Annotated in this window: 19 protein-coding genes; 2 read left to right on the top strand and 17 right to left on the bottom strand. The window is 25.7% G+C overall.

The genetic code is table 11. The features are described from left to right. Positions 1 to 9 precede the first annotated feature (9 nt). Positions 10 to 1,047, top strand: coding sequence for a sensor histidine kinase (locus tag MPF13_RS03490; RefSeq protein ID WP_249980928.1), 1,038 nt, complete (start codon positions 10 to 12; stop codon positions 1,045 to 1,047). Here the strand turns inward: MPF13_RS03490 and MPF13_RS03485 are convergent. The 17 genes from MPF13_RS03485 to rnpA form a co-directional block, all read right to left on the bottom strand. Continuing rightward, the gene (locus MPF13_RS03485; protein WP_249980927.1) at positions 1,021 to 2,070 is read right to left on the bottom strand and encodes a glycosyltransferase; all 1,050 of its coding nucleotides are present in this window, start codon (positions 2,068 to 2,070) and stop codon (positions 1,021 to 1,023) included. The genes MPF13_RS03490 and MPF13_RS03485 overlap by 27 nt on opposite strands. Before the next feature lie 172 nt (positions 2,071 to 2,242). Further along, complete coding sequence (gene purD, locus MPF13_RS03480; RefSeq protein ID WP_249980926.1) at positions 2,243 to 3,517, bottom strand: phosphoribosylamine--glycine ligase; 1,275 nt, start codon at positions 3,515 to 3,517, stop codon at positions 2,243 to 2,245. A 50-nt stretch (positions 3,518 to 3,567) separates the two neighbouring features. Beyond that, positions 3,568 to 4,341, bottom strand: a complete 774-nt coding sequence (locus tag MPF13_RS03475) for a glycosyltransferase family protein (protein ID WP_249980925.1) — start codon at positions 4,339 to 4,341, stop codon at positions 3,568 to 3,570. Between the two features lie 2 nt (positions 4,342 to 4,343). Continuing rightward, entirely contained in the window at positions 4,344 to 5,699 is a 1,356-nt protein-coding gene (locus tag MPF13_RS03470) for an exopolysaccharide biosynthesis polyprenyl glycosylphosphotransferase (RefSeq protein WP_249980924.1), read from the bottom strand. 1 nt (position 5,700) lies between these two features. Beyond that, positions 5,701 to 6,804 carry a glycosyltransferase gene (locus MPF13_RS03465; protein ID WP_249980923.1) on the bottom strand — a complete coding sequence of 368 codons (1,104 nt, stop codon included), beginning with the start codon at positions 6,802 to 6,804 and terminating at the stop codon, positions 5,701 to 5,703. Beyond that, positions 6,804 to 7,835 carry a glycosyltransferase family 4 protein gene (locus MPF13_RS03460; RefSeq protein WP_249980922.1) on the bottom strand — a complete coding sequence of 344 codons (1,032 nt, stop codon included), beginning with the start codon at positions 7,833 to 7,835 and terminating at the stop codon, positions 6,804 to 6,806. The genes MPF13_RS03465 and MPF13_RS03460 overlap by 1 nt, the downstream gene beginning before the upstream one ends. Beyond that, positions 7,832 to 9,142 carry an O-antigen ligase family protein gene (locus MPF13_RS03455; RefSeq protein ID WP_249980921.1) on the bottom strand — a complete coding sequence of 437 codons (1,311 nt, stop codon included), beginning with the start codon at positions 9,140 to 9,142 and terminating at the stop codon, positions 7,832 to 7,834. The genes MPF13_RS03460 and MPF13_RS03455 overlap by 4 nt, the downstream gene beginning before the upstream one ends. Before the next feature lie 2 nt (positions 9,143 to 9,144). Continuing rightward, positions 9,145 to 9,867 carry a hypothetical protein gene (locus tag MPF13_RS03450; RefSeq protein WP_249980920.1) on the bottom strand — a complete coding sequence of 241 codons (723 nt, stop codon included), beginning with the start codon at positions 9,865 to 9,867 and terminating at the stop codon, positions 9,145 to 9,147. Between the two features lie 440 nt (positions 9,868 to 10,307). After that, positions 10,308 to 11,477, bottom strand: a complete 1,170-nt coding sequence (locus tag MPF13_RS03445; protein ID WP_249980919.1) for a glycosyltransferase family 4 protein — start codon at positions 11,475 to 11,477, stop codon at positions 10,308 to 10,310. Between the two features lie 11 nt (positions 11,478 to 11,488). Continuing rightward, positions 11,489 to 12,709 (bottom strand): glycosyltransferase family 4 protein, encoded by a 1,221-nt coding sequence (locus MPF13_RS03440; RefSeq protein WP_249980918.1) that lies wholly within the window; start codon positions 12,707 to 12,709, stop codon positions 11,489 to 11,491. Continuing rightward, entirely contained in the window at positions 12,706 to 14,121 is a 1,416-nt protein-coding gene (locus tag MPF13_RS03435; protein ID WP_249980917.1) for a lipopolysaccharide biosynthesis protein, read from the bottom strand. Before MPF13_RS03435 ends, MPF13_RS03440 begins: the two co-directional genes overlap by 4 nt. A gap of 7 nt (positions 14,122 to 14,128) precedes the next feature. Then, complete coding sequence (wecB, locus tag MPF13_RS03430) at positions 14,129 to 15,256, bottom strand: non-hydrolyzing UDP-N-acetylglucosamine 2-epimerase (protein ID WP_249980916.1); 1,128 nt, start codon at positions 15,254 to 15,256, stop codon at positions 14,129 to 14,131. Between the two features lie 59 nt (positions 15,257 to 15,315). Continuing rightward, on the bottom strand, positions 15,316 to 15,855 hold the full coding sequence (rfbC, locus tag MPF13_RS03425) for a dTDP-4-dehydrorhamnose 3,5-epimerase (RefSeq protein WP_249980915.1): 540 nt from the start codon (positions 15,853 to 15,855) through the stop codon (positions 15,316 to 15,318). An 18-nt stretch (positions 15,856 to 15,873) separates the two neighbouring features. Continuing rightward, positions 15,874 to 16,911: a hypothetical protein gene (locus MPF13_RS03420; RefSeq protein ID WP_249980914.1), complete on the bottom strand. Its 1,038-nt coding sequence runs from the start codon at positions 16,909 to 16,911 to the stop codon at positions 15,874 to 15,876. Between the two features lie 13 nt (positions 16,912 to 16,924). After that, a complete protein-coding gene (locus MPF13_RS03415; RefSeq protein WP_249980913.1) occupies positions 16,925 to 18,604 on the bottom strand; it encodes a DUF6909 family protein in 1,680 nt (559 codons plus the stop codon). A 27-nt stretch (positions 18,605 to 18,631) separates the two neighbouring features. After that, positions 18,632 to 20,263, bottom strand: coding sequence for a S41 family peptidase (locus tag MPF13_RS03410; protein WP_249980912.1), 1,632 nt, complete (start codon positions 20,261 to 20,263; stop codon positions 18,632 to 18,634). After that, positions 20,250 to 20,642, bottom strand: coding sequence for a ribonuclease P protein component (rnpA, locus tag MPF13_RS03405; RefSeq protein ID WP_249980911.1), 393 nt, complete (start codon positions 20,640 to 20,642; stop codon positions 20,250 to 20,252). Before rnpA ends, MPF13_RS03410 begins: the two co-directional genes overlap by 14 nt. Before the next feature lie 145 nt (positions 20,643 to 20,787). On the opposite strand from rnpA, the gene MPF13_RS03400 reads away from it, so the two are divergent. Beyond that, positions 20,788 to 21,966, top strand: a complete 1,179-nt coding sequence (locus MPF13_RS03400; RefSeq protein ID WP_249980910.1) for an acyl-CoA dehydrogenase family protein — start codon at positions 20,788 to 20,790, stop codon at positions 21,964 to 21,966. Positions 21,967 to 22,069 lie beyond the last annotated feature (103 nt).

Here is a 22,069-nt window from a genome sequence, read left to right as displayed (position 1 = left end):
TTTTTCTTAATGAAAATAAAAAAAACATATTCTTATGCTCTTTGGTCTGCTTTATATTTAACAATACTATCTGCCATAATTGCAACCTTAGCTTACTTTATTGTAGTTAAACATTTAGGAATTACAACTGTAATTTTATCTTTTGCTTTTTTCTTTATTATTTCATTTTTAATAATTCAATATAGAACAGAACACTTTATTTATAGAAGACTCATAAAAATTTATGAAGATGTTTCTATACTAGATGTTAATGATTTACGAAAAGATTCTACTACTACAGATATTGAGCAACTTTCTAAGAGCATGCAAAAATATGTAGAAGGTAAAAGTTTAGAAATAAAAAGCTTAACAGAAAGAGATTCTTTTAGAAGAGATTTTTTAGGAAATGTTGCTCACGAACTTAAAACTCCTTTATTTACTGTACAAGGTTACATATTAACCTTAATAGAAGGTGCTGTAAACGACAAACAAATAAGAACTAAATATTTAGAAAGAGCTAACAAAGGTGTAGAAAGATTAGTTGCAGTTATTAAAGATTTAGATATGATTTCTAAATTAGAAAATGACGGAATGAAGCTTGATATAAAAGTTTTTAATCTTTTAGAATTAGTGCAAAACGTTTTTGACTTGCTAGAAATGAAAGCCAAAAAAAGAAATATTACACTAAAATTAGATAAAACATACAAATCTTCTATTTATGTAAAAGGAGATGTAGAAAAAATTGAACAAGTTTTAATTAACCTAGTTGTAAACTCTATTAAATACGGAAAGCCAAATGGTTATACAACTGTTGCAATAGAGAATTATAATGGTAAATACTTAATTAAAGTTACTGATGATGGTGAAGGTATACAACAACAACATTTGTCTAGACTTTTTGAAAGATTTTACAGAGTAGACCAAAGTAGATCTAGAGAACAAGGAGGTTCTGGCTTAGGTTTATCTATTGTAAAACATATTGTAGAAGCTCATAATGAAACCATTCAGTTAAAAAGTAAATACGGAGAAGGTTCTGAATTTTCATTTACGCTTGAAAAGGCTAAATAAATTAGAATTTAGTTTACTTTCTTTAACTTTTAAACCCGTGTATTTTTCTAATTCTAACAATTTATCTTTTGTAAAGTTATTGATATTACAAAAAGGTGCTATTTTTTTATTTGATAAATACAAAGCTAAATATTCTTGTTCTGTTTGATTTTTAGTAGGAATAAAAAAAGCTTTTTTCTGTAAAACTGCTAAATCCATTATAGAAGAATAACCAGACCTACAAATTACTATTTTACTCGAATTTATTTTTTCTTGAAGCTGATTACTTACCAAATAATTATAAAAAGTAATATGATTAGTGATCCATTTTTTTTGATCAACCTCTACTTTACCTAATACAAAAACAATATTTCTAGCATCGTTTTTAAACTCTTTTATTAACTTTTTTTCTAAAATTGTTCTATTAGGTTCTACTCCAGAAAGAATAACTAAAACATCTATTTTTTGTTCTAAACCTTCTTTTTTAAACCGACTTAAAACTCCTATAAATTTTGAATTTATTTTTTTATTAGTTAATGATAGTTTTCCAGAAAATTGAGAGTTTTCATTATCAGGAATCCAACATTCATCAAATTTTTTAATGATTTTTTGATGAAAAAAAGAAGTTAAAAACGTTGTTTTACCAGATAAAACATTTATTTGATGTGTTATATAAACCGATGAAACCAAAGTGCTTCTTACACCAAATCTGTTGTCGGAAATGATACCCACAACATCTTTATTTTGTTTAATAAATTTATTGATTACCTTCTTTTCTTCCTCAACTGCTTTTAAAATTTTAGGAAATTGCAAAAACAATCCCAACTTTATATTTCTATGATACGAAATATTATAAGTTGGGAGTTCTATATATTTTAAATTAGGAAACTCTTTTCTTAAAAACTCTAAAGCATTTCCATCTGAAGCAATTATTGGTGTAAAGCTATTTTCTATCAATGCTTTAATAATAGGCACACAACGTGTTGCATGACCCAAACCCCAATTTAAAGGTGCTATTATTATTTTTTTATTGGTAGTATTCATTTTTATTTCAGTTTAAAGCTACCAAATTTTTAAATAATAATTGAATTTTCGAATTAGAATTTAGATTGTAAACTTGTGCGTTAAGGATTGAGCGCGTGTTTGAGCTCTTTTTGTTTTTTCAACAAAAAAGCGAGTAGCGAAAGCCTGTTAAAACGCCCAAATAAAAATAAGCCTAAACTAAATCGAAACCAATATCTTTTCTGTAATTCATTTTATCGAAATGAATTTTGTCTATGCTTTTATAACTTTTTTCTAAAGCTTCTTCAATAGTATTTCCAAAAGAAGTTACTGCCATAACTCTACCTCCGCTTGTAACTACTTTACCATCTTTAATAGTTGTTCCTGCATGAAAAACGATAGAATCTTGAACATCATTAAAGCCTGTCATTTCTTTTCCTTTTTCATAAGCCTCAGGATAACCACCAGAAACCAACATAACTGTTGTTGCAGTTTTATTGGTTACAGAAAATGATTTTTCGTTTAAATTTTGGTTGGCTACACCTTCGAACAAATCAAATAAATTAGATTCAATTCTTGGTAAAACAACCTCTGTTTCTGGATCTCCCATTCTTACATTGTATTCTACAACAGAAGGATTTCCATTATCGTTCATTAACCCAATAAAAATAAATCCACGATAATCTATACCGTCTTTTTGCAATCCGTTTATGGTAGGTTTAACCACCAATTCTTCAACTTTATTTAAAAAAGCTTCATCTGCAAATGGCACAGGAGATATGGCTCCCATTCCACCAGTATTTAAACCTGCATCACCTTCTCCAATTCTTTTATAATCTTTTGCTGAAGGTAAAATTTTATAGTTTTTACCATCTGTTAAAACAAAAACAGATAATTCAATCCCTTTTAAAAACTCTTCGATAACAACTGTTGCAGATGCTTCTCCAAATTTTTGATTAGAAACCATTTCTTCTAATTCTGCTTTTGCTTCTTCTAAAGAGTTTAAAATTAAAACTCCTTTTCCTGCTGCTAAACCATCTGCTTTTAAAACAAAAGGTGGTTCTAACGTTTCTAAGAAAGCAAAACCATCTTGTAAATTATCTTTAGTAAACGATTGGTATCTTGCTGTTGGCACACCATGTTTTAGCATAAACTGTTTAGAAAAATCTTTAGATCCTTCTAATAATGCACCGTCTTTTTTGGGTCCAATTACAGGTATATTTTTTAAATCTGAATCCGCTAAAAAGAAATCATGAACTCCTTCTACTAAAGGTGCTTCTGGTCCTACAACAACCATTTTAATATCGTTCTCTAACACTGTTTTTTTAACAGCATTAAAATCTGTTGGATTGATATTAATATTTGTTGCTATTTTATCTGTTCCTGCATTTCCAGGAGCTACAAAAAGTTGATTGATTTTATTGCTTTCTTGTAACTTTAAAGCAAAAGCGTGTTCTCTACCACCAGAACCTAAAATAAGTACATTCATTGTTTGTTATGTTGTTGTTAGTGCAAATATATTTTAAATATTCTTGAGAATTAGAATCCCCACTTTAAAAAATATTTAAAAGCGGAAGTAGCATGTCTAAAAAATAATCTAAAACTTTTAGATGAACCTTGTTTTAATACATGAGTTATTTCTACTTGAGGAAAGTATAATTTTTTCTTTCCAAAAGAATCTATTTTTTTACAAATATCTACATCTTCCATGTATAAAAAATAACGCTCATCAAAACCTTTTAAACTCACAAAATCACTAGTTCTATATAAGTGAAAACAACCAGTGATGTAGTCAACAAAAAACGCCTTATTTAAATCTCTATCTCTATATTGACCTTTATAAATAGTTTTCTTGTATACTGGTTTTAAAAAAGAAAACCTTCTTGCAAACAATTCTGAAATTGAAGGATACCTTCTACATGAATACTGATGATTACCATTAGGAAATAATACTTTAGGTGCAATCATAGCAACTTCTTTATTTCTCTCTAATTCTAATATTAAATTATTTATAATATCTTTTTTAAAAGTAACATCTGGATTTAAAATTAAATGAAAGTTAGATGCATTTTTAATTTTATTAATACTTAGATTATGACCAGCACCAAAACCTATATTTTTTCCAACTCCAAAATATTCAATATCTGGGTGCTTAAAGGAATTCTTAAACAAAGTGTTTGAAGTGTTGTCTATTAAAATTAACTTTTTCTTTAACGGAACATTTAAAAAACATTTTATTGTTTTTTTTAACTCTTCTAAATTTTCATTATAAAGAACAATAGATGCTGTTATGTCTAATTTTTCTTTCATCATATTTAATAAGCTTTCTCCTCTCCAAGAAAAACACTAACAATGGTTTTAACTATAATTTTAACATCTAATAAAAAGGACCAATTTTCGATATAAAAAACATCTAAACGAACTCTATTTTCAATATCTGATTTCTTTTGTATCTCACCTCTATAACCACTTATTTGTGCTAAACCTGTAATACCTGGTTTTACAGATTTTCTTTTCATATAATTAGTAACTTCTCTATCAAATTTTAAAGAATGAACATTCATATGTGGTCTTGGTCCTACAACACTCATTTGCCCTAAAAGAACATTTATAAATTGCGGAAACTCATCTATACTTGTTTTTCTTAAAAAGTATCCAACTCTAGTAACTCTAGCATCTTTTTTCTTTGTATGACCAGAATCAAATAACTTTGATTTATACATCGATCTAAATTTAAAACAAACAAATTCTTCTCCATTAATACCTTCTCTTTTTTGCTTAAAAATTGATGCTCCTCTAGATTCTAATCTAATAATTAATATTATAATAGGAAATAGCCAAGAAAAAATAAATAAACAAATAAATAGTGAAAAAATTATATCAAATAGTCTTTTAAACATCCTATTTTCGAAGACTTCAAGTGGTAATTTTTTTACATTTAAAATAGGTAATGAGTTTCCAAAATATTCAGTATTTAAATCCTTACTATACAACTCTTTAGGATTGGGTATTAATTTTAAAATTAAGTTATTTTTATTTGCAAATTTTATAATTTTTCTCAATTCTAATTCTTTCAACTCACTTAAAGAACAAAATATTTCATCAACTTCATTAGATAAAATATATCTAAAACTCGATTTAATAGAACCCAAGTATAACTTATTATTTTTTATACTATCAGAAAAAAAACCAAGATACCTATATCCTAATCCTTTATCTTTATTTAATGTCTGAATTACTTTTTTTGTAGAGGCATCACTACCTAAAACAATAACTTTTCTGTAATTATTACCTTTAGACCGATATATTCTTATGGCATAAAAAATAAAAAGTTTAAAGCTTAATAGCAGTACAATAATTGTTGTTAATATTTTAGTTTGATTGTTGACAATTACCCCTTCTCTAAAAAAACCAAAATAAGTAAAATAACCAAGTATAAAAATGACCATTTGAACTATTAACAATCTAAAAATCTGAAATAATCTTGTATTTCTAAAAGTCTTGTAATACCCTAAAGAAAATGATGATATAAGCCAAAACAAAGAAATATAAATTAGAAAATATCTATTTAAAAATTCTTTGTCATAAATAAAAAATACGACTAAGTTTATTATTAATAGATCAAAAATAATTGATAAGGGCTTTATGTATTTTGAATACCTTTTTCTCAATTTAAAAATCTTTTACTTTTTGTTGTACAAATTCTTTAAACTCTTTTTCAAACCTTTCTTTACTAAAACGTTCTGCATTTTTCCTTATTATTTTAGGATCAAATTTCATTGTTTCAAATTTAGTCACAGCTTCAATTATATCAGGTGCAGATTGTTTTTGAAAAAACACTCCGGTTTCATTATCAATAACGGTTTCTCTTAACCCACCTTTATTAAAAGCTATAACAGGTGTACCACAACTTTGTGCCTCTACTGGTAGAATTCCAAAATCTTCATCGGCTGCAAAAACTAAAGCTCTTGCCTTTTGCAAAACATTAAGCATTACTTTTTGACTAGTTTTACCTAAGATTTCTATATTATTATTTGCTGTATTAACTATTTTAGACATTTCTGGTCCATCACCAATTACTTTTAGTTTTTTATTTGGCATTTTATTAAAAGCTTCAACAATTAATAAAATCTTCTTGTAGGAAACCAATCTTGAAGCGGCTACGTAATAATTTTCTTTATTCGCTTCTAATTGAAAACTATTTATATCTACTGGTGGGTAGATAACAGTGGCTTCTCTATTATATATTTTTTTTATTCTCTCTGCTATATACTTTGAATTCGCAACAAAATGATCTACCCTATTATTCGAAATAAAATCCCAAGTTCTTAAATTAAACAAGACATTTTTTGCATACCAACCTTTTAAACCAGTTCTTAATTTTTTATCTTCTAAATATTCATGATATAAATTCCAAGCATATCTCATTGGTGAATGGCAATAACATATGTGTAATTGATTTTGGTTTGTTAAAACTCCTTTAGCTATAGATGATGATGATGATATAACTAAATCATAATTATTAAGATTAAAAGATTCAATTGCTTTTGGAAAGAACTGTAAAAATTTTCTATGATTTTTTTTTGCGGTTGGTAGTCTCTGAATAAAACTAGTATTCACCTTTTTTCCTTTAACAATAAACTCTCGATCTTTTTTGTTTAAAAAGTCTATTAAGGAATAATAATCTAAATCATCCCATATATTGCTAATTGAATGAACTACCTTTTCTGCTCCTCCATTTGTATAGAACCAGTCGTGAACCAATGCAATTTTCATTAATTTAATTTTAAAATAATTTCATTTATTTTTCTAGCTGAAGTATTCCAGCTATATTTTTCTGTACTTTTTAAATCACTTTTTGTTCTCTTTAAAGACAAAATAATTTTATCTTTAATATCTTCAATATCAAAAGGATTAAAAAAAGTAGCATTATTCCCACAAACTTCTCTAAAAACACTGATATCTGATACACATACAGGAATACCACAACTCATCGCTTCTATTATTGGGATACCAAACCCTTCATATATACTTGGATAAACAAATAGTTTTGCACTATTGTAATAAGTTTTTAATTCTTTATCTGTAATATTTGTTAATATTTTAATTCTAGAGCTTAATACGTTCTTATCAAATCCTTCATCAGTAAAATTTTTATCAAAATTACCTACAATATAAAGTTTTATATTTGAATTTGAAATTTTAAGGAAAGCATCTATTAATCTTTTTAAATTTTTTCTAGGATGAAATGAGGAAACAGTTAAAATATAATTTTCTTTTTCTCTATTATTATTAATATCTAATTGATCTTTAAATATTGAACTTACGGCATTATATACAACACTAATTTTTTCTTCCGAAATATTTAGCTCATTTACTAGCTCTTGCTTAGATGTATTGCTAACGGTTAAAATATGCATTGCTTTTTTTGCTAAAAAGGGAATCAGATTATTATAAACTAACGAAAACGCTTTAGAGTTCCATTGTGGATACTTTCTAAAACTTAAATCGTGAATTGTTACTATTTGATTTCTGATAAAAACTGGAGCTGTATTACAGAATGAAATTAACAATGCTTTTTTTCTTAAAACATATAATTGTAATGTAATTTGTTCCCATAAATGACCTTGAAGTTTGCCAATTTTTTTCACTTCTAAAAAATCAGCTAAATTATTATGGATAATATTCTTAGGTGTTACAAATTCAAATTCTAAATTAGAATTTTTTAATTCTTTACAAATTTCTATAGCAAATCTTTGTACTCCTGTAATTTTTTGAGTTAAAAATCTCGAATTAACTATAATCATAAATAAACTCTTCTTTTAAAATTGTTAAAAAGGAAAATTGAATTAAAAAAAGAAAAAAATATTACTCCATCTGATCTCTCTAAAATATTCTCTGTTAAAAACATTAAACTAACAGAAATTATAAAGTAAAAATAAATAAAATTTTTCTGCTTATAAGATTTATTAATCAAATAATAGAGAAACAATAAAAAAAACAAAAATCCAAATACTCCACTTGTAACAAAGAAAAAAAGATATTGATTATGTGTATTATAATCTCTCCATGTATAAATATTTGAGGAGATATTATCAGAATAACAATTATTTAATTCATCTTGCACATCACCAATTCCAACTCCAAAAATAAAATTATTTTTAACTAATTTTAAAGAACAATAATAAATACCATTTCTAACATTAGAAGAATTATATTCATATTTTTTTGAATTCACATTTAAAACATTTAAACCTGTTTTATAATATTCTTTTACTCTTATAGAAACCGGGTTTTTAAATGAAAAAATTACACTGCATATTATTAATCCTAATAGTCCAATATATATTAACTTCTTTTTGGGAATTTTACCAAAAATTACAATGGTTATAATACTAGAAATTAATAGAGAAAATAATGGCATTCTTGTAGAAATAAGAAGCAACCAACCTATTAAAACAAGTATTAAAAAAAACAAAATTATTCTAATTGGTTTTTTCTTTTTCTTATAGAACTCTATACAAAAAAACAATACTGCAAAAGAAATCCATAACCCTTGATAAGTAGTATGAGTATTTGAAATTGTTATTACATAGTTTCTAAACCTTCGTAATTTTATTTTTGAAATAACTTCTTCAGAAATTTCTCTAATTGATGTAAACCCATTGTTTTTAATTTCTAAATCTGTTAACTTTTGTAAGAGAAAATCTTGATTTAAAAAAACAACTATTATGTGATAAAATACAAAAAGGACAATAGAAAAAGAAAAAACATAAAAAATCCTGTGTAGGATTTGATTACCGAAAATATTTCTATTTAAAAAAAATGGAATTGGTATTATTACAAAAGAGAGCATTTTAATTAAATATTGCAAACCTTCTGTAAAGTTTATAGAATTAATTAAGGAAATTATTAGAAAAAAATATGGTATTAAAATCAACCATATTTCTTTTTTCAATTTAATTTTTGATGTATTTTCTTTAAAAAAAAAGAAAATACCAATAAAACTCCAAACTATAGTTACCACACTACGTGTTCCAAATGTAAGAATAGGAAAAGTTACTAAAAGAAATGTTAAGCTAAGAAAACTTTTATATAAAAAAGTTGATTTCATATTTATAATTCGGTTGTTAATTCACTTTTCTTTATTCTTAAAAAAAGTAATGGGAATATAGTTATAAACACAATACTCTGACTAAGATTTACTACAAAACCACATAAAAAGAAAGCTATTAATATAAATATAAATTTATTATTATTTTTTGCTTTTAGATATAAAAAAGCCATAACTAGTAATATTCCTAATAACCCTGAAGAAAATAGAAGAAAAAGCCAATAACTATCAAGAGTTTCGATAAACCCTTGACCTCTTGCTCCTCCTCCTACATTACCAATAGCTCCACCAAAAAAAACATTATAATCAACAATTGTTTTAGTACTCCAAAGACGTACTCTTTCATATAATGATGTCATTGATAATACATTACTTTTAGCTAAAAAAAATAAAGTTAACAATGTTAAAGGAATCCCTATTTTAAATACTAAAATTAATTTTTTTAAATTTTTTTTCTTTGTGAAAAACTTTAAAATTTCATAAATAATAAAAATTAAATATGCACTTCTAACAAATGAAAACACTAAAGGTATTAACGTTAAATATTTTTTTTTCTTAAATCTTTTATTTTGATCCATTAAAAAATACGTTAATACACTAAAAAAACCTACAGAAGCTGAGTTTCCAATTAGGGCTGGAGACCTCCAAAATTTAGAAAAATTTGTAATTTGAAATTTATATTCAGGATCAATTCCCCAATTATAACGACCTGTTATTAATTTCATATATTTTTCTGGACCTAAAATATACGTTAGTCCAATAAATAAAATATTAAGTACCAATAAATAAAAAAGAAAATTAACTAGTTTAAACCATTTACTTTCATCCAATTCTACTTTTTCATAAATAAAAATTAGGATAAACAAAAAATAAACCTCTCTAAACGAAATGTATAATGATTGAAAACTATTACTATTAAATAATAATAGTACAAATAGTAAAAGAAAATATATTATAAATAAGAGATCTACAATTGTAACTGTAACTTTTTTAATCTTTTTAAACATAAAAAGAAAACAAACTATAACAAATGATAAAGGGTGTATAAGTTTTTTTAACTCCCAATTACCCATTGACTTAAATATTATAAAAGTTAAGACCCCTTGAGTTGATATTATTGATAAAATAATAGCCGAGAAAAAAAGCTTATTTAATTTTATTTTCATTAATTATTTTTTATAACTTCATTGAAAACATCTAAATATTGCTTTACTGTATTTTTTAACATAAAATTTTCAATAAAACTTTCATCGAACTTAAAGAGACTTAAAAAACTAGTATTTAAAATAGTTTTTTTTAGCAAATTTGCTAGTTCGTTTTCATTTGGGCAAAAAAGAAAATCTTTGTTATTTGATAAAAGCTCTGAAATACCGCCTTTATTACTACCTAATACAGGTTTATTATTAATTATAGATTCTAATACTACTCTTCCAAATGGTTCATTCCATAAGGAAGGAACAACTAAAACATTTATTTTATCATAAAATAAATCACTCTTTACGTAGCCCAAAAATTCAATATTATTAGAATTGTTAATTGTTTTTAAATAATTTAAATAATCTTGGTCTATATTTCCTGCAATCAAAAGTTTCCATTTATATTTATTTAATTTTAAAAAGCTTTTAAGCAACAACTCTACTCCTTTAGACTTATTAATTTGTCCAATATAACCAAATACAATAGTATTTTTTGGGCTTTTATCTTTAAATACATTTGAATCAAAACCGTTATAAATTACTTTATTAGGCACATTTTTAAAATAACCATTACAAATATGATCTTTTAAAATAAAATTACTTATTCCTATCAAAAAATCTACATTATGAGAGTCTTCCTTTTTTCTTATTGATAACAACTTACAATCAAAACAAAGTTTGTCGCAATTTTTTTTATTTTTAAATTTAGTTGTTTTTGGGCATTGTAAATAATAATCCCTTAAGGTATGAATAGTTTTAATATTCATTTTTCGTGCAATTTTCCAAACTCTTGTAGAAAAACCACTTATATTATTTGTAAAAAGAACATCTGGGTTAAATGATTTTAAAATAGCAGTAATATTTTTATCATATTTTTTGTTATTCACATCATTAGTGTGCCAAATTATTTTTTGAGTTGTACTTTTTGCACCTTCTTTAAACGGGAAATAAATATTTTCTATTTTTAATGTATTTACAGACACATTATTAATCTCCTTTACAGATGTCTTTTCACCTAATGTAATTACAGAAACTTCATGACCTAATAACAAAAAATTTTCTGCTAAAGCTTGTACAGATTTTTCAGCTCCTCCAATAGTATAAGGTGGATATAATGTATTTATAATTGAAATTTTCATGCAAAAAAAAATTACTTTATAAAATAGCTTTTAATAATTCTTTTAAATTTATCATAAATCACCAAATTACTTACATAAAACTTTAAACCTCTAGATTGTTCATAAGTAAATATTTTATTGTAAAGTTCTTTGTCAAATTTAATTTTTACAACTTTTCTAACAATTGGTAATATTTCTTTTGCGTTATGAGACCAATTAAAATTTTTTAATGAATGATTTATTGCCTTATTTTTTCTTTCATCTAAATTTAAAGAATTTGTAATATAGTCTTGTAATAAAAAAGTTAAGTGCTCTACATTAACATAACTTTCTTTCCAATAATAATCATCTTTTCTTTGTTTTCTAATAGAAACATCTATTAAGCTTCCATTTTCACCATCAATAATAAATTCGTTCATAGGAGCTTCATTTGTAGTTATTACTGGCATGCCACAACTACCAGCCTCAGCTATTGATAAACCTATACCTTCTAACCTTGTTGGATAAACGTAAACATCACCTTTATGATACAACCCTGGAGCAGAAACTGTTTTTTTTATTATTTCTAACTTATTACTCTTTATTAAATTATCACAAGTACTTTTTAATTTTGGGAAAAAGTTAAAAATATTAGCCTGAGTATGAATTATTAATTTTGATGAATTGTTTTCTATTTGATTAAATGCTTTTATTAAAAAATCAGTTCCTTTTCTATAAGGATTCATACCTGCAGAGTGAAAAAACACTATTTCATTTAGTTTGGTTTCTTTTTTTTGGGAGTTATTAAAAATACTATGATCCGTACCCCAAGGAATATGAAAAACTTGTGGGTGCCATTTAAAAACACTGTAATGTCTTTTAGTATTGCAAATTAAAAAATCATAAATACCAAATAATGGTACTGTTTTACTTGTATAATAATCTATATAAGAACCAGTTATTACTCCCAAATTCTTACATAATAGAACTGGGTCCCATATGTGCTGTTCATTAAAAAAAACTATATCTAAATTATTAGTTTTAATCCAATTTTCGAAATGTTTAATTTCAATTTTATCTATTCTTGTATAAGAATACCTTTTACCATAAGTAATATTTTTACATTGCCATTTAGGATCGTTTAGAGCAACATCTTCACCTCCTCTAGCATAAATAAACACTTCATTTTCTTCTTCCCAAATTTCTTTAAATTGTTTAGAGACATAAGCAGCTCCTCGTTCAAACCAAGTAGTTACTATTCCTATTTTTCTCATATAATTTCTTTGATTTTTTTTATATTTAATATTATTTCATTTTTTTTAAATATTACAAATAGTATAAATGTAATAATTTGTAATGCCAAAGAAAACCATATTAAGGTAATAAAATAATTAATAATAAGTAATAGTAAAACCAGTATAAATAAAGATAAAAAAAAGATTCTAAAACATTCAAAATAGTTAGATATTTTTAAATCTATTAATTTAAATGTAATATAAAACCCAGCAAACATTTCTATTGTTGCAAAGAAATTTACACCTATTGCAACTCCTATTGCTGTTCTAAAGAAATAATAACCAAGTAAAACCCCAATAAACCTTAGTGGAATAGAAATAAACACTGCATATTTCCATTGTTTATTTGGATTTCCAGTAATTAAAAAAAGTAACCCTGATGGAGAAGCAATTATCATCCTTATACATTGATAACCAAAAACTAGAATAAGAGGTAAAGTTTCAATCCATTTATTAGTTAATAATTCAGGTATTAAAATCTGGCTAATAGAAACTAATAAAATAATCATTGGGGTTAAGAAAAAGAAAAAAGAATAAGTGAAATTTATATAACTTTTTCTTACGTACGTTGATTTAATTTTTGTTAGAACTGGATAAATAGTTTTATTAAAAATTTGTATTAATAAAGATATTGGTTTAATAATTAAATTAAATGCCAATAAGTAGATTCCTACTTGTTTTTCTCCAAGTAATTTACCAATTAGCAAAACATCTAATTGCTGAGCAAAGAAATTTATAACATTAAATATAAATACATTATACCCAAATTTTAAATGTTCTTTTATTATTAGAAAAGAAAAAAAACTCTCTTTAAAAATACTTTTAAAAGTTACAATTAAAAAACCAAATGAAGTTAAACCTACTGTTACTAGCTGTTGTACTACTAAAGACCAATAACCATAGTCCTTTAATGCTAAAAAAATTGATATCACACCAGCAAAAGAGATAGCTACAATTTCTACAATAGCTAATTTTTTAAAATTCAATTTTTTTTGTAAATACCCTTTAGAAACGATCCCAAAACTAGATAGAAAAACTGTTAACACAAGTGATCTAAAGATAATTTCGACTTCTTCATTACGATAAAAAGAAGATAGAAAAGGTGATAAAAAGTAACCAATTAAGCATATAAAAACTCCAATCGTTACATTTAATATTAGTAAAGAAAATAAATGATTCTCTTTAAAGGTTTTAGAATAAATTATTGAACTATCAAATCCAATATTTTGTATTGTATTGAAAAACAACACAAAAACAGTTGCCATTCCAATAATACCAAAATCTTCAACATCAATTAATCTAGCTAAAACAACTAAGATTAGGGAAGAAAATAAAACTTTATAAGCTTGTGCTATAAAATTCCATCCAAAACCTTTAATAATTTTATTCATATATATTTTAACAAATACTTAAAATATGATTTACAATTTTCTCTGAAGAATCTCCATCTCCATAAGGGTTATGTAACAAACTCATTGAATTATATGCTTCTTTATCATTAAGTAGTTTATTTGTTTCTTCCACTATTTTATTAGTATTTGCTCCAACCAAAACTACTGTACCAGATTTTACAGCTTCTGGTCTTTCTGTAGTATCTCTCATTACTAAAACTGGTTTCCCTAAGCTTGGAGCTTCCTCTTGAATACCACCACTATCAGTAATTATTAAATATGATTTTTCCATTAACCAAACAAAAGCTGGATATGAAAGAGGGGTAAGAAGTTTTATATTCTTAATACCTTTTAAAAGATTATAAACAGGCTTTTGAACATTAGGATTTAAATGCACTGGATAAATAATATCACAATCCGTATTGTTTTCTGCAATTCTCTTTAATGCTTTACATATATTTATAAAACCAGCACCATGATTTTCTCTTCTATGACCAGTAACTAAAACTATTCTTTTATTTTGATCAATAATGCTCTTCAAATTTTCAATTTCTTTATCTTTGAAATTTGAGTTTACTTTATCTACACTATATAACAAAGCGTCAATTACAGTATTTCCAGTAATAATAATACTTTCTTTTTTCTTATTTTCTTTAATCAAATTTTGTTGAGCAACAATTGTAGGCGCAAAATGAATATCTGATACTACACCAATTACAGACCTATTCATTTCTTCTGGAAAAGGGGATTTTAAATTAAACGTTCTTAAACCTGCTTCTACATGACAAACCCTTACACCCGAATAAAAACCAGCAACACTAGAAGCCATTGCAGTTGAAGTGTCTCCATGAACAAAAATAAAATCAGGTTTAAAACCATCTAATATTGGTTTTAAATTAGTTAAAATATCTGCTGTTAAAGAATGTAAATTTTGATTTGGTTTCATCAAATCTAAATCATAATCAGGCTCAATTTCAAAAAAATGTAATACTTGATCTAGCATTTCTCTATGTTGAGCAGTTATACATACTTTTGTTTCAAAACTTTCTGAATTAGCCTTAAACTCTTTAACTAAGGGAGCCATTTTTATAGCTTCAGGTCTTGTGCCGAACACTATCAAAATTTTTTTTTTCATATTTTTTTCAATCCTATTATTATCTAATTAGAATATTATTAAAAATTAAATTCAATTTTCTAAAACAATTTAAAACTTTTTAACTTAGTATCTTTTTCAGATAAAATAATTTTTTCTTGAGGTATTTTCCAATCAACATTTAAGTCTTTATCGTTATAAATAACACCATCTTCTGATTCAAAATTATAATAATTATCACATTTATAAGACACAATAGTATCATCTTCTAAAACAGAAAAACCATGTAAAAAACCTCTAGGCACAAATAGCTGTTTATTATTTTCTGCAGATAATTCCACAGAAAAAACTTTTCCATATGTATTAGAATTTTTTCGTGCATCAACTGCTACGTCTAAAATTTTTCCTTTTACTACCCTTACTAATTTAGCTTGTGAAAATTCACCTTTTTGCAAATGCAAACCTCTAACAACTCCATATTCTGATGTTGATTGGTTTCCAAGTACAAAATCACCTGTAAAACCTGTTTTTTCTTGAAACTCTTTTTTATTATACTCTAATAAAAAGCAACCTCTATTATCTTTAAAAAAAGTAGGTTCAATTACAAAACACCCTTTTAATTTTGTTTCTTTTACTATCATTATAGATTTAATAAATTATTACTTTTTATACTTATTTAAATAAGTATTTAATTCTTTTAACAGTAAAAATATTATCATTAATACTGCTCCTAAAATTGATAACAAGAATGTATAATTTTTTGTTACTCCTTTTATTTCTGTTCCTATAGGTTGAAAATTTGAAAGCACATTAATTACTTCATATTTAGTTGCTTTTTCAGTAGTAATATTTTTTAAATCTGCATTTATTTTTCTGTTTGTCTCAAATAATTCTAATTCTTTTGTAGTTCTTTTTTCCCCACCTAAATCAATACTAGTACCATTAGTTTGTTTTTTAGCTTCTTCTATCATTACAGACATATAAACCTTTCTTAAAGAATCTATCTGTGTTAAATTTTGTTGATACAAAGAATCGGATCTATTTAAATTTTTATTGGTAAGATTTTTAAGTTTATTGAAATACTTGTTTTTAACTACTGAGCCTATTATTACATCATCCAATTTATTAAAAATATCATTTTTATTAGATGTTACAGTAACTTTATGAACTCTATAATCTAGATCGTCAAATGAAGCTTTAAAATCTTCGTAAGCATAACTCTTTACAGTTGTTGTATCTACAGCTAATACAAATCTATTATAAGAATTAATTATATCATTTTCTGTAACAATAGGTTCAATTTCAAAACTTTTAAGACTTGCTGCAGATTCTTTATCTAGCTTAAAAGTTTTCTCTAACCCTAATGTATCCTTTTGTTTAACTAAATTATTGTAATAATTAATATTTTCGTATAATTGACTAGCACTCTTAAAATTAGGTTCTAATAATAATTCAGACTTAAAGGTATCTGTTTTTTTAACTTCTAGAAAAATTCCTATTACACCTCCTATAATAGTAGCAATTGCTATTTTAATTATATTCTTTTTTATAAAAAGAAGAATAAGAATAAAAAAATGAAAAATACCTTTAAAAATATTTCCTATAAAATTAAAAAACTTAGTAAAACCTTTTCCTATTATTACAAATAAAGATCCTAAATCTACTTCTTCTTCGTTATTATGTTGATTTGTTGACATTTTTTTAGTTTGGTTAAAAAATTTGTTCTAATATTTTTTGGGTAATAGCATATGTTGGAGTTACACCTGTCATTCCTAATCCTCCAGATGCTAATGTTGCTCCTGTTTCTAAAGGATTGTCTGAAGCATAATAAGCATATCTAACTTTTACTTTTTTAGAGATATTACCTCTTATTTTAGATGCAGATTGAATTGCTTTTTGATAATGAGCTCCTTCCATTTCTAAACCAATGACATTCCATGTAGAATCATGAAAAAACTTCAATAAGTCTTTATTTTGTAATGATGTTCCAAGTACTGAAATCATAGAACCATCAAACACTTCTACTCCAAAACCTTCTAAATCTTCTTTAGATAACTCATTTTTAAAAGGATAATTGTCTGCAGTACCTTCAAAAATATGTGCAGAAGGAATCATAATATCTCCTTTACCTCCTTCTAAAATACCTGCTTTACCCATTATAGATATAGATTTAACAACTAAATGATTTTTCTTTTTGTTGTTTTTATAAGGTTTTAAAAGTTCATCCATAGTTTCATATGCTTGCTCTCCAAAAGCATAATCCATTACAATTATAACCGGGTTTTTATCTAAAGAGTTTACTTTTTGGAAAGGTGAATTTTCAAAATCTATTTTATCTGTATCAATAACTTGTACATTAATATTTGTACCTGAAGTGTCTTTAATATAAATTAAACCGTTTTTAGAAGCATACTCTTTTACTCTCTTCTGTAAAGGTTTACTATTTGCATTACTTAAAAGTTGATACAACTCAAAACCTTCAAATTCTTCTGCTTCTTTTGGTAAAGCACTTTTTGCATAAATTGAGTTTAAAACACTATGCATATTTGCGCTTATAATATGAATTGGTCTATTTAAAAGTTTGTTTTCTTTTAAAACCTTTTTAATATTATTAGCCCAAACATCTCCATAAATATGGTGTCCAATTTCTTTAATTAAAACCGAACTAAAAGTTATTTTCCTTTTTTTGTTTTCTAATACTTCATTTATAGCCAACTTACCTAACCAATAAATTAAGTGAAAAAAACGATCTATATTCTCCTCTACTTGTAAAGATTTATGTGTACTTAAAACTTCATCAAAGGTTCTTCCTAAAATATTTCCTAAATGAGCTATTGCAACTTCTCTTTCTTGTTCAGTAATTTTTTTATTATAAATAACAATATCTTCTAAATATTTCCATTCTCTAATAAAATCTTTCCCTTCATTTATAGTTACTCTTTCTTGTATTTTATGAGACTCAATAAATAAAAAAGTTAAATGTGTAAGAATATCGTAGATTTCAGATCTTCCACGAGTAATTTCTATATTCATTTGGTCTTTATCTATTCTATAACAATTTCTTCTTCTTTTAGGAGGAATTATTGTTTCAAAATGAGAATCACTATAACCTTCTTCTGCAGTTAAATTTATAAATTGACATTCTTCAATTCCTTTAGGCAGCCTTTCTATAACATAAATTAACCCATTAAGTTCTATTCTATCTTCTGCTATAGAACCATAAATTTCTGGTCTTAAAGAAAGTAATGATTTTCTTAAAGTTTCTCCAGAAACACCCATTGGTTTGTAAAAACCTCTACTAAACAAATGACGCATAGAAATGTATAATTTTTCTATAGCATTTGTAGATTCTTGAGCTCTTGTTCTATCTATTTTTTTTGCTTTAATCATTCTAAATTTTAATCTTCAAAGATAAAATTATTTAACAGATAAAATCTGTTTATAATTTTCTTGATTTTTTAATAATTTAACTGCTTGTTTTATAACCAAATCGTTTTGTAAATTATGGTTATAAACTCCTTCTTTATAAAAATATCTTTTTAGAATATCTTCTTTTAAAATTCTCTTTAAAATATCTTTATTTTTCGAAATTTCATCAATTTTATAAGCAACTAATTTTTCTTTAATTTTATTATACTCATTGGTAATATTTTTAATCTCAGACTCTTTGTAAGCTTCTTTAAATAAAGATTCTTGCTTTGTAACAAAGGTTGTGTCGGATTTTAAATAAGTAGTAAACTTTTTAAATTCTGAGTCTTTAAAATCAAAATCATCTACACTTTTAATATTTTTATTTTGATAAAAATAATTGGTAGAAAAATTAAATATTGCTCTAGATTTTAATAACTTTTTTGTGGCTTCTGTTCTTTCTGATGTTTTAATTATTACATCTGGTAAAACTCCTCCTCCATCATAAACTGTTCTTCCATTTGCTGTTTTAAATTCGTTTATTCCTTTATCAGAAAACTTAGGAACCTTACCATCTTTATCTCTATTGGCATAATCTAATTCTTGTATACATCTTCCACTTGGTGTGTAATATTTAGAAATTGTTACTTTTAATTGAGTTCCATAAGTTAACTCTCTATAACGTTGCACAAGTCCTTTACCAAAAGAACGTTGTCCCATAATTACAGCTCTATCATAATCTTGTAATGAACCACTAACAATTTCTGAAGCAGAAGCAGAACTTCCGTTAATTAAAACAACAATAGGTATTTCTAAATCTAAAGGTTCATTTGTAGTTTTGTATGTATTACTCCATTTTTTAACTTTAGCCTTTGTACTTACTATTTTTTTTCCTTTTGGAAGAAAAAAGTTAGATATTCTTATAGACTCTAGCAAAGAACCTCCAGGGTTAGAACGTAAGTCAAAAACTAACTTTTTCATTCCCTCTTTCTTCAACTTTCTAAAAGCCTTTTTTACTTCAGATGATGCTTTATTATTAAAACGAGTAAGAATTATATAACCTGTTTCTTGATCTATCATTTTAGCAAATGGAACAGGGTTAACAATTACTTTATCTCTAATTATTTCTTTTTTAATAATCTTACCTTGTCTTTCAATTTCAACAGAAAATTTACTATTTGGTGTACCTTTTAAATACATAGAAAGTTGGTCTCTTTCCATGTTTTTAACAGATTGCCCATCTACAGAAACAATAATATCTCCTGCTTTTAAGTCTGCTTTATCTGCAGAAAAACCTTTATAAATTTCATTAATTTCTATCCCTTTTTTAGAATAATAAACAGAAACTCCAATGCCTCCATACTCACCTTCTCTTCTAATTCTAGCATCTTCAACATCTTGCTCATTATAAAAATTTGTATAAGGGTCTAAATCTTTTAGCGTGTTTTTTATTGCCTTATTAGTAAGTTCTGCAGGATTTACTTCATCTACATAATACATATTTAATTCCTTAAATAATGTAGTATAAATTTCTATTTGTTTGGCAACTTCAAAAAATTTAGATTTAAATGAAAACGATAAAAAAACGAATCCAACTAAAAGAAGTATTATCGTTTTTTTTGAAATATTAAGCTTTATCATTTTTATTTTTTTTTGTTTCGTTTATGAATAATGTTAAAAGCTTTTCCATCTTAGAATATAGCTCTTCATACGTCCATTCTTCTTTCCCAATATACGAAATCATAAAAATATATGATTTATCTAAATTTTCATAGACAATTTCCTTTTGTAAACGATAGGTTTCACGCATTAATCTTTTAATGCGATTTCTATCTACAGCTAACTTAAAATTTCTTTTTGGAACCGAAAACCCAACTTGAGCAGGAAATTCTGATGTATGTTCTGTTTGCAAAAAAATCATCCTTAAAGGAAATGTCTTTACAGAGTTTCTTCCTTTGTAAAGTTTTTCTATAAGTTTTTTGCTCTTTAAACGCTCTTCTTTTCCTAAAGTATATTTCATTATTACAAACTTAATAGAAAACTACAACTTTATAACTGCTAACTTTAAAAAGTTATATATTTTTAACACATATTTTTCACGATATAATTGTTAAAAATTAAACAATAATTAATAGATTTGTTAAAATTTATCACAAATAAACCATATGAAACCAGATTTATTTCAAGCTCCAGATTATTATAATTTAGATGATTTACTAACTGAAGAACACAAACTAATAAGAGATACTGCTAGAGATTGGGTAAAACGTGATGTTTCTCCAATTATCGAAGAATATGCACAAAAAGCAGAATTCCCTAAACAAATAGTTAATGGTTTAGCAGAAATTGGTGCTTTTGGCCCTTATATTCCAGAAGAATATGGAGGTGCAGGTTTAGATCAAATTTCTTACGGATTAATTATGCAAGAAATAGAACGTGGTGATTCTGGTGTTAGATCTACAGCTTCAGTACAATCTTCTTTAGTTATGTATCCTATTTATGCTTATGGAAATGAAGAACAACGTAATAAATATTTACCAAAATTAGCATCTGGAGAATGGTTAGGTTGTTTTGGATTAACAGAACCAAATCATGGTTCTAATCCTTCTGGTATGGAAACTAAGTTTAAAGATATGGGCGATCATTATCTTTTAAATGGTGCCAAAATGTGGATCTCTAATGCTCCATTTGCTCAAGTAGCTGTGGTTTGGGCAAAAAATGAAGAAGGCAGAATTCATGGATTAATTGTAGAACGTGGAATGGAAGGTTTTTCTACTCCAGAAACTCATAACAAATGGTCTTTAAGAGCTTCTGCTACAGGAGAATTAATTTTTGACAATGTAAAAGTTCCTAAAGAAAATTTATTACCAAACAAATCTGGACTTGGAGCTCCTTTAGGTTGTTTAGATTCTGCTAGATATGGAATTTCTTGGGGAGCAATTGGTGCTGCTATGGATTGTTATGATACTGCATTACGTTACTGTAAAGAAAGAGTACAATTTGGCAAACCTATTGGTAAATTTCAATTACAACAAAAAAAATTATCAGAAATGATAACCGAAATTACCAAAGCTCAACTTTTAGCATGGAGATTAGGTACTCTTAAAAATGAAGGAAAAGCAACCTCTGCACAAATTTCTATGGCAAAACGTAATAATGTAGAAATGGCTATAAAAATAGCTAGAGAAGCAAGACAAATGTTAGGAGGAATGGGAATTACAGGAGAGTATTCTATAATGAGACATATGATGAATTTAGAAAGTGTTATAACTTATGAAGGAACACATGATATTCATTTATTAATTACAGGATTAGACGTAACTGGCTTAAATGCTTTTAAATAAAAAATTTCACCCTCCTCAATCGTATTCGTTAAAATTTACTTGAAACATGATATTTATTAGGTTTTTTAAATAATCCATGTTTTAATTTTGTCATGGAATAATA

The sequence above is a fragment of the Polaribacter sp. Z022 genome, assembly GCF_023555495.1.
GTDB lineage: Bacteria > Bacteroidota > Bacteroidia > Flavobacteriales > Flavobacteriaceae > Polaribacter.
The sequence above is the reverse complement of the archived record's forward strand: the minus strand, read 5'-3'. Positions and strand labels throughout refer to the sequence as shown.

Bases quoted from the DNA above. Each gene is read 5' to 3' on its own strand.
- MPF13_RS03490 (WP_249980928.1), top strand. From the start codon at position 10: ATGAAAATAAAAAAAACATATTCTTATGCTCTTTGGTCTGCTTTATAT.
- MPF13_RS03485 (WP_249980927.1), bottom strand. From the start codon at position 2,070: ATGAATACTACCAATAAAAAAATAATAATAGCACCTTTAAATTGGGGT.
- purD (WP_249980926.1), bottom strand. From the start codon at position 3,517: ATGAATGTACTTATTTTAGGTTCTGGTGGTAGAGAACACGCTTTTGCT.
- MPF13_RS03475 (WP_249980925.1), bottom strand. From the start codon at position 4,341: ATGATGAAAGAAAAATTAGACATAACAGCATCTATTGTTCTTTATAAT.
- MPF13_RS03465 (WP_249980923.1), bottom strand. From the start codon at position 6,804: ATGAAAATTGCATTGGTTCACGACTGGTTCTATACAAATGGAGGAGCA.
- MPF13_RS03460 (WP_249980922.1), bottom strand. From the start codon at position 7,835: ATGATTATAGTTAATTCGAGATTTTTAACTCAAAAAATTACAGGAGTA.
- MPF13_RS03455 (WP_249980921.1), bottom strand. From the start codon at position 9,142: ATGAAATCAACTTTTTTATATAAAAGTTTTCTTAGCTTAACATTTCTT.
- MPF13_RS03450 (WP_249980920.1), bottom strand. From the start codon at position 9,867: ATGAAATTAATAACAGGTCGTTATAATTGGGGAATTGATCCTGAATAT.
- MPF13_RS03445 (WP_249980919.1), bottom strand. From the start codon at position 11,477: ATGAAAATTTCAATTATAAATACATTATATCCACCTTATACTATTGGA.
- MPF13_RS03440 (WP_249980918.1), bottom strand. From the start codon at position 12,709: ATGAGAAAAATAGGAATAGTAACTACTTGGTTTGAACGAGGAGCTGCT.
- MPF13_RS03435 (WP_249980917.1), bottom strand. From the start codon at position 14,121: ATGAATAAAATTATTAAAGGTTTTGGATGGAATTTTATAGCACAAGCT.
- wecB (WP_249980916.1), bottom strand. From the start codon at position 15,256: ATGAAAAAAAAAATTTTGATAGTGTTCGGCACAAGACCTGAAGCTATA.
- rfbC (WP_249980915.1), bottom strand. From the start codon at position 15,855: ATGATAGTAAAAGAAACAAAATTAAAAGGGTGTTTTGTAATTGAACCT.
- MPF13_RS03420 (WP_249980914.1), bottom strand. From the start codon at position 16,911: ATGTCAACAAATCAACATAATAACGAAGAAGAAGTAGATTTAGGATCT.
- MPF13_RS03415 (WP_249980913.1), bottom strand. From the start codon at position 18,604: ATGATTAAAGCAAAAAAAATAGATAGAACAAGAGCTCAAGAATCTACA.
- MPF13_RS03410 (WP_249980912.1), bottom strand. From the start codon at position 20,263: ATGATAAAGCTTAATATTTCAAAAAAAACGATAATACTTCTTTTAGTT.
- rnpA (WP_249980911.1), bottom strand. From the start codon at position 20,642: ATGAAATATACTTTAGGAAAAGAAGAGCGTTTAAAGAGCAAAAAACTT.
- MPF13_RS03400 (WP_249980910.1), top strand. From the start codon at position 20,788: ATGAAACCAGATTTATTTCAAGCTCCAGATTATTATAATTTAGATGAT.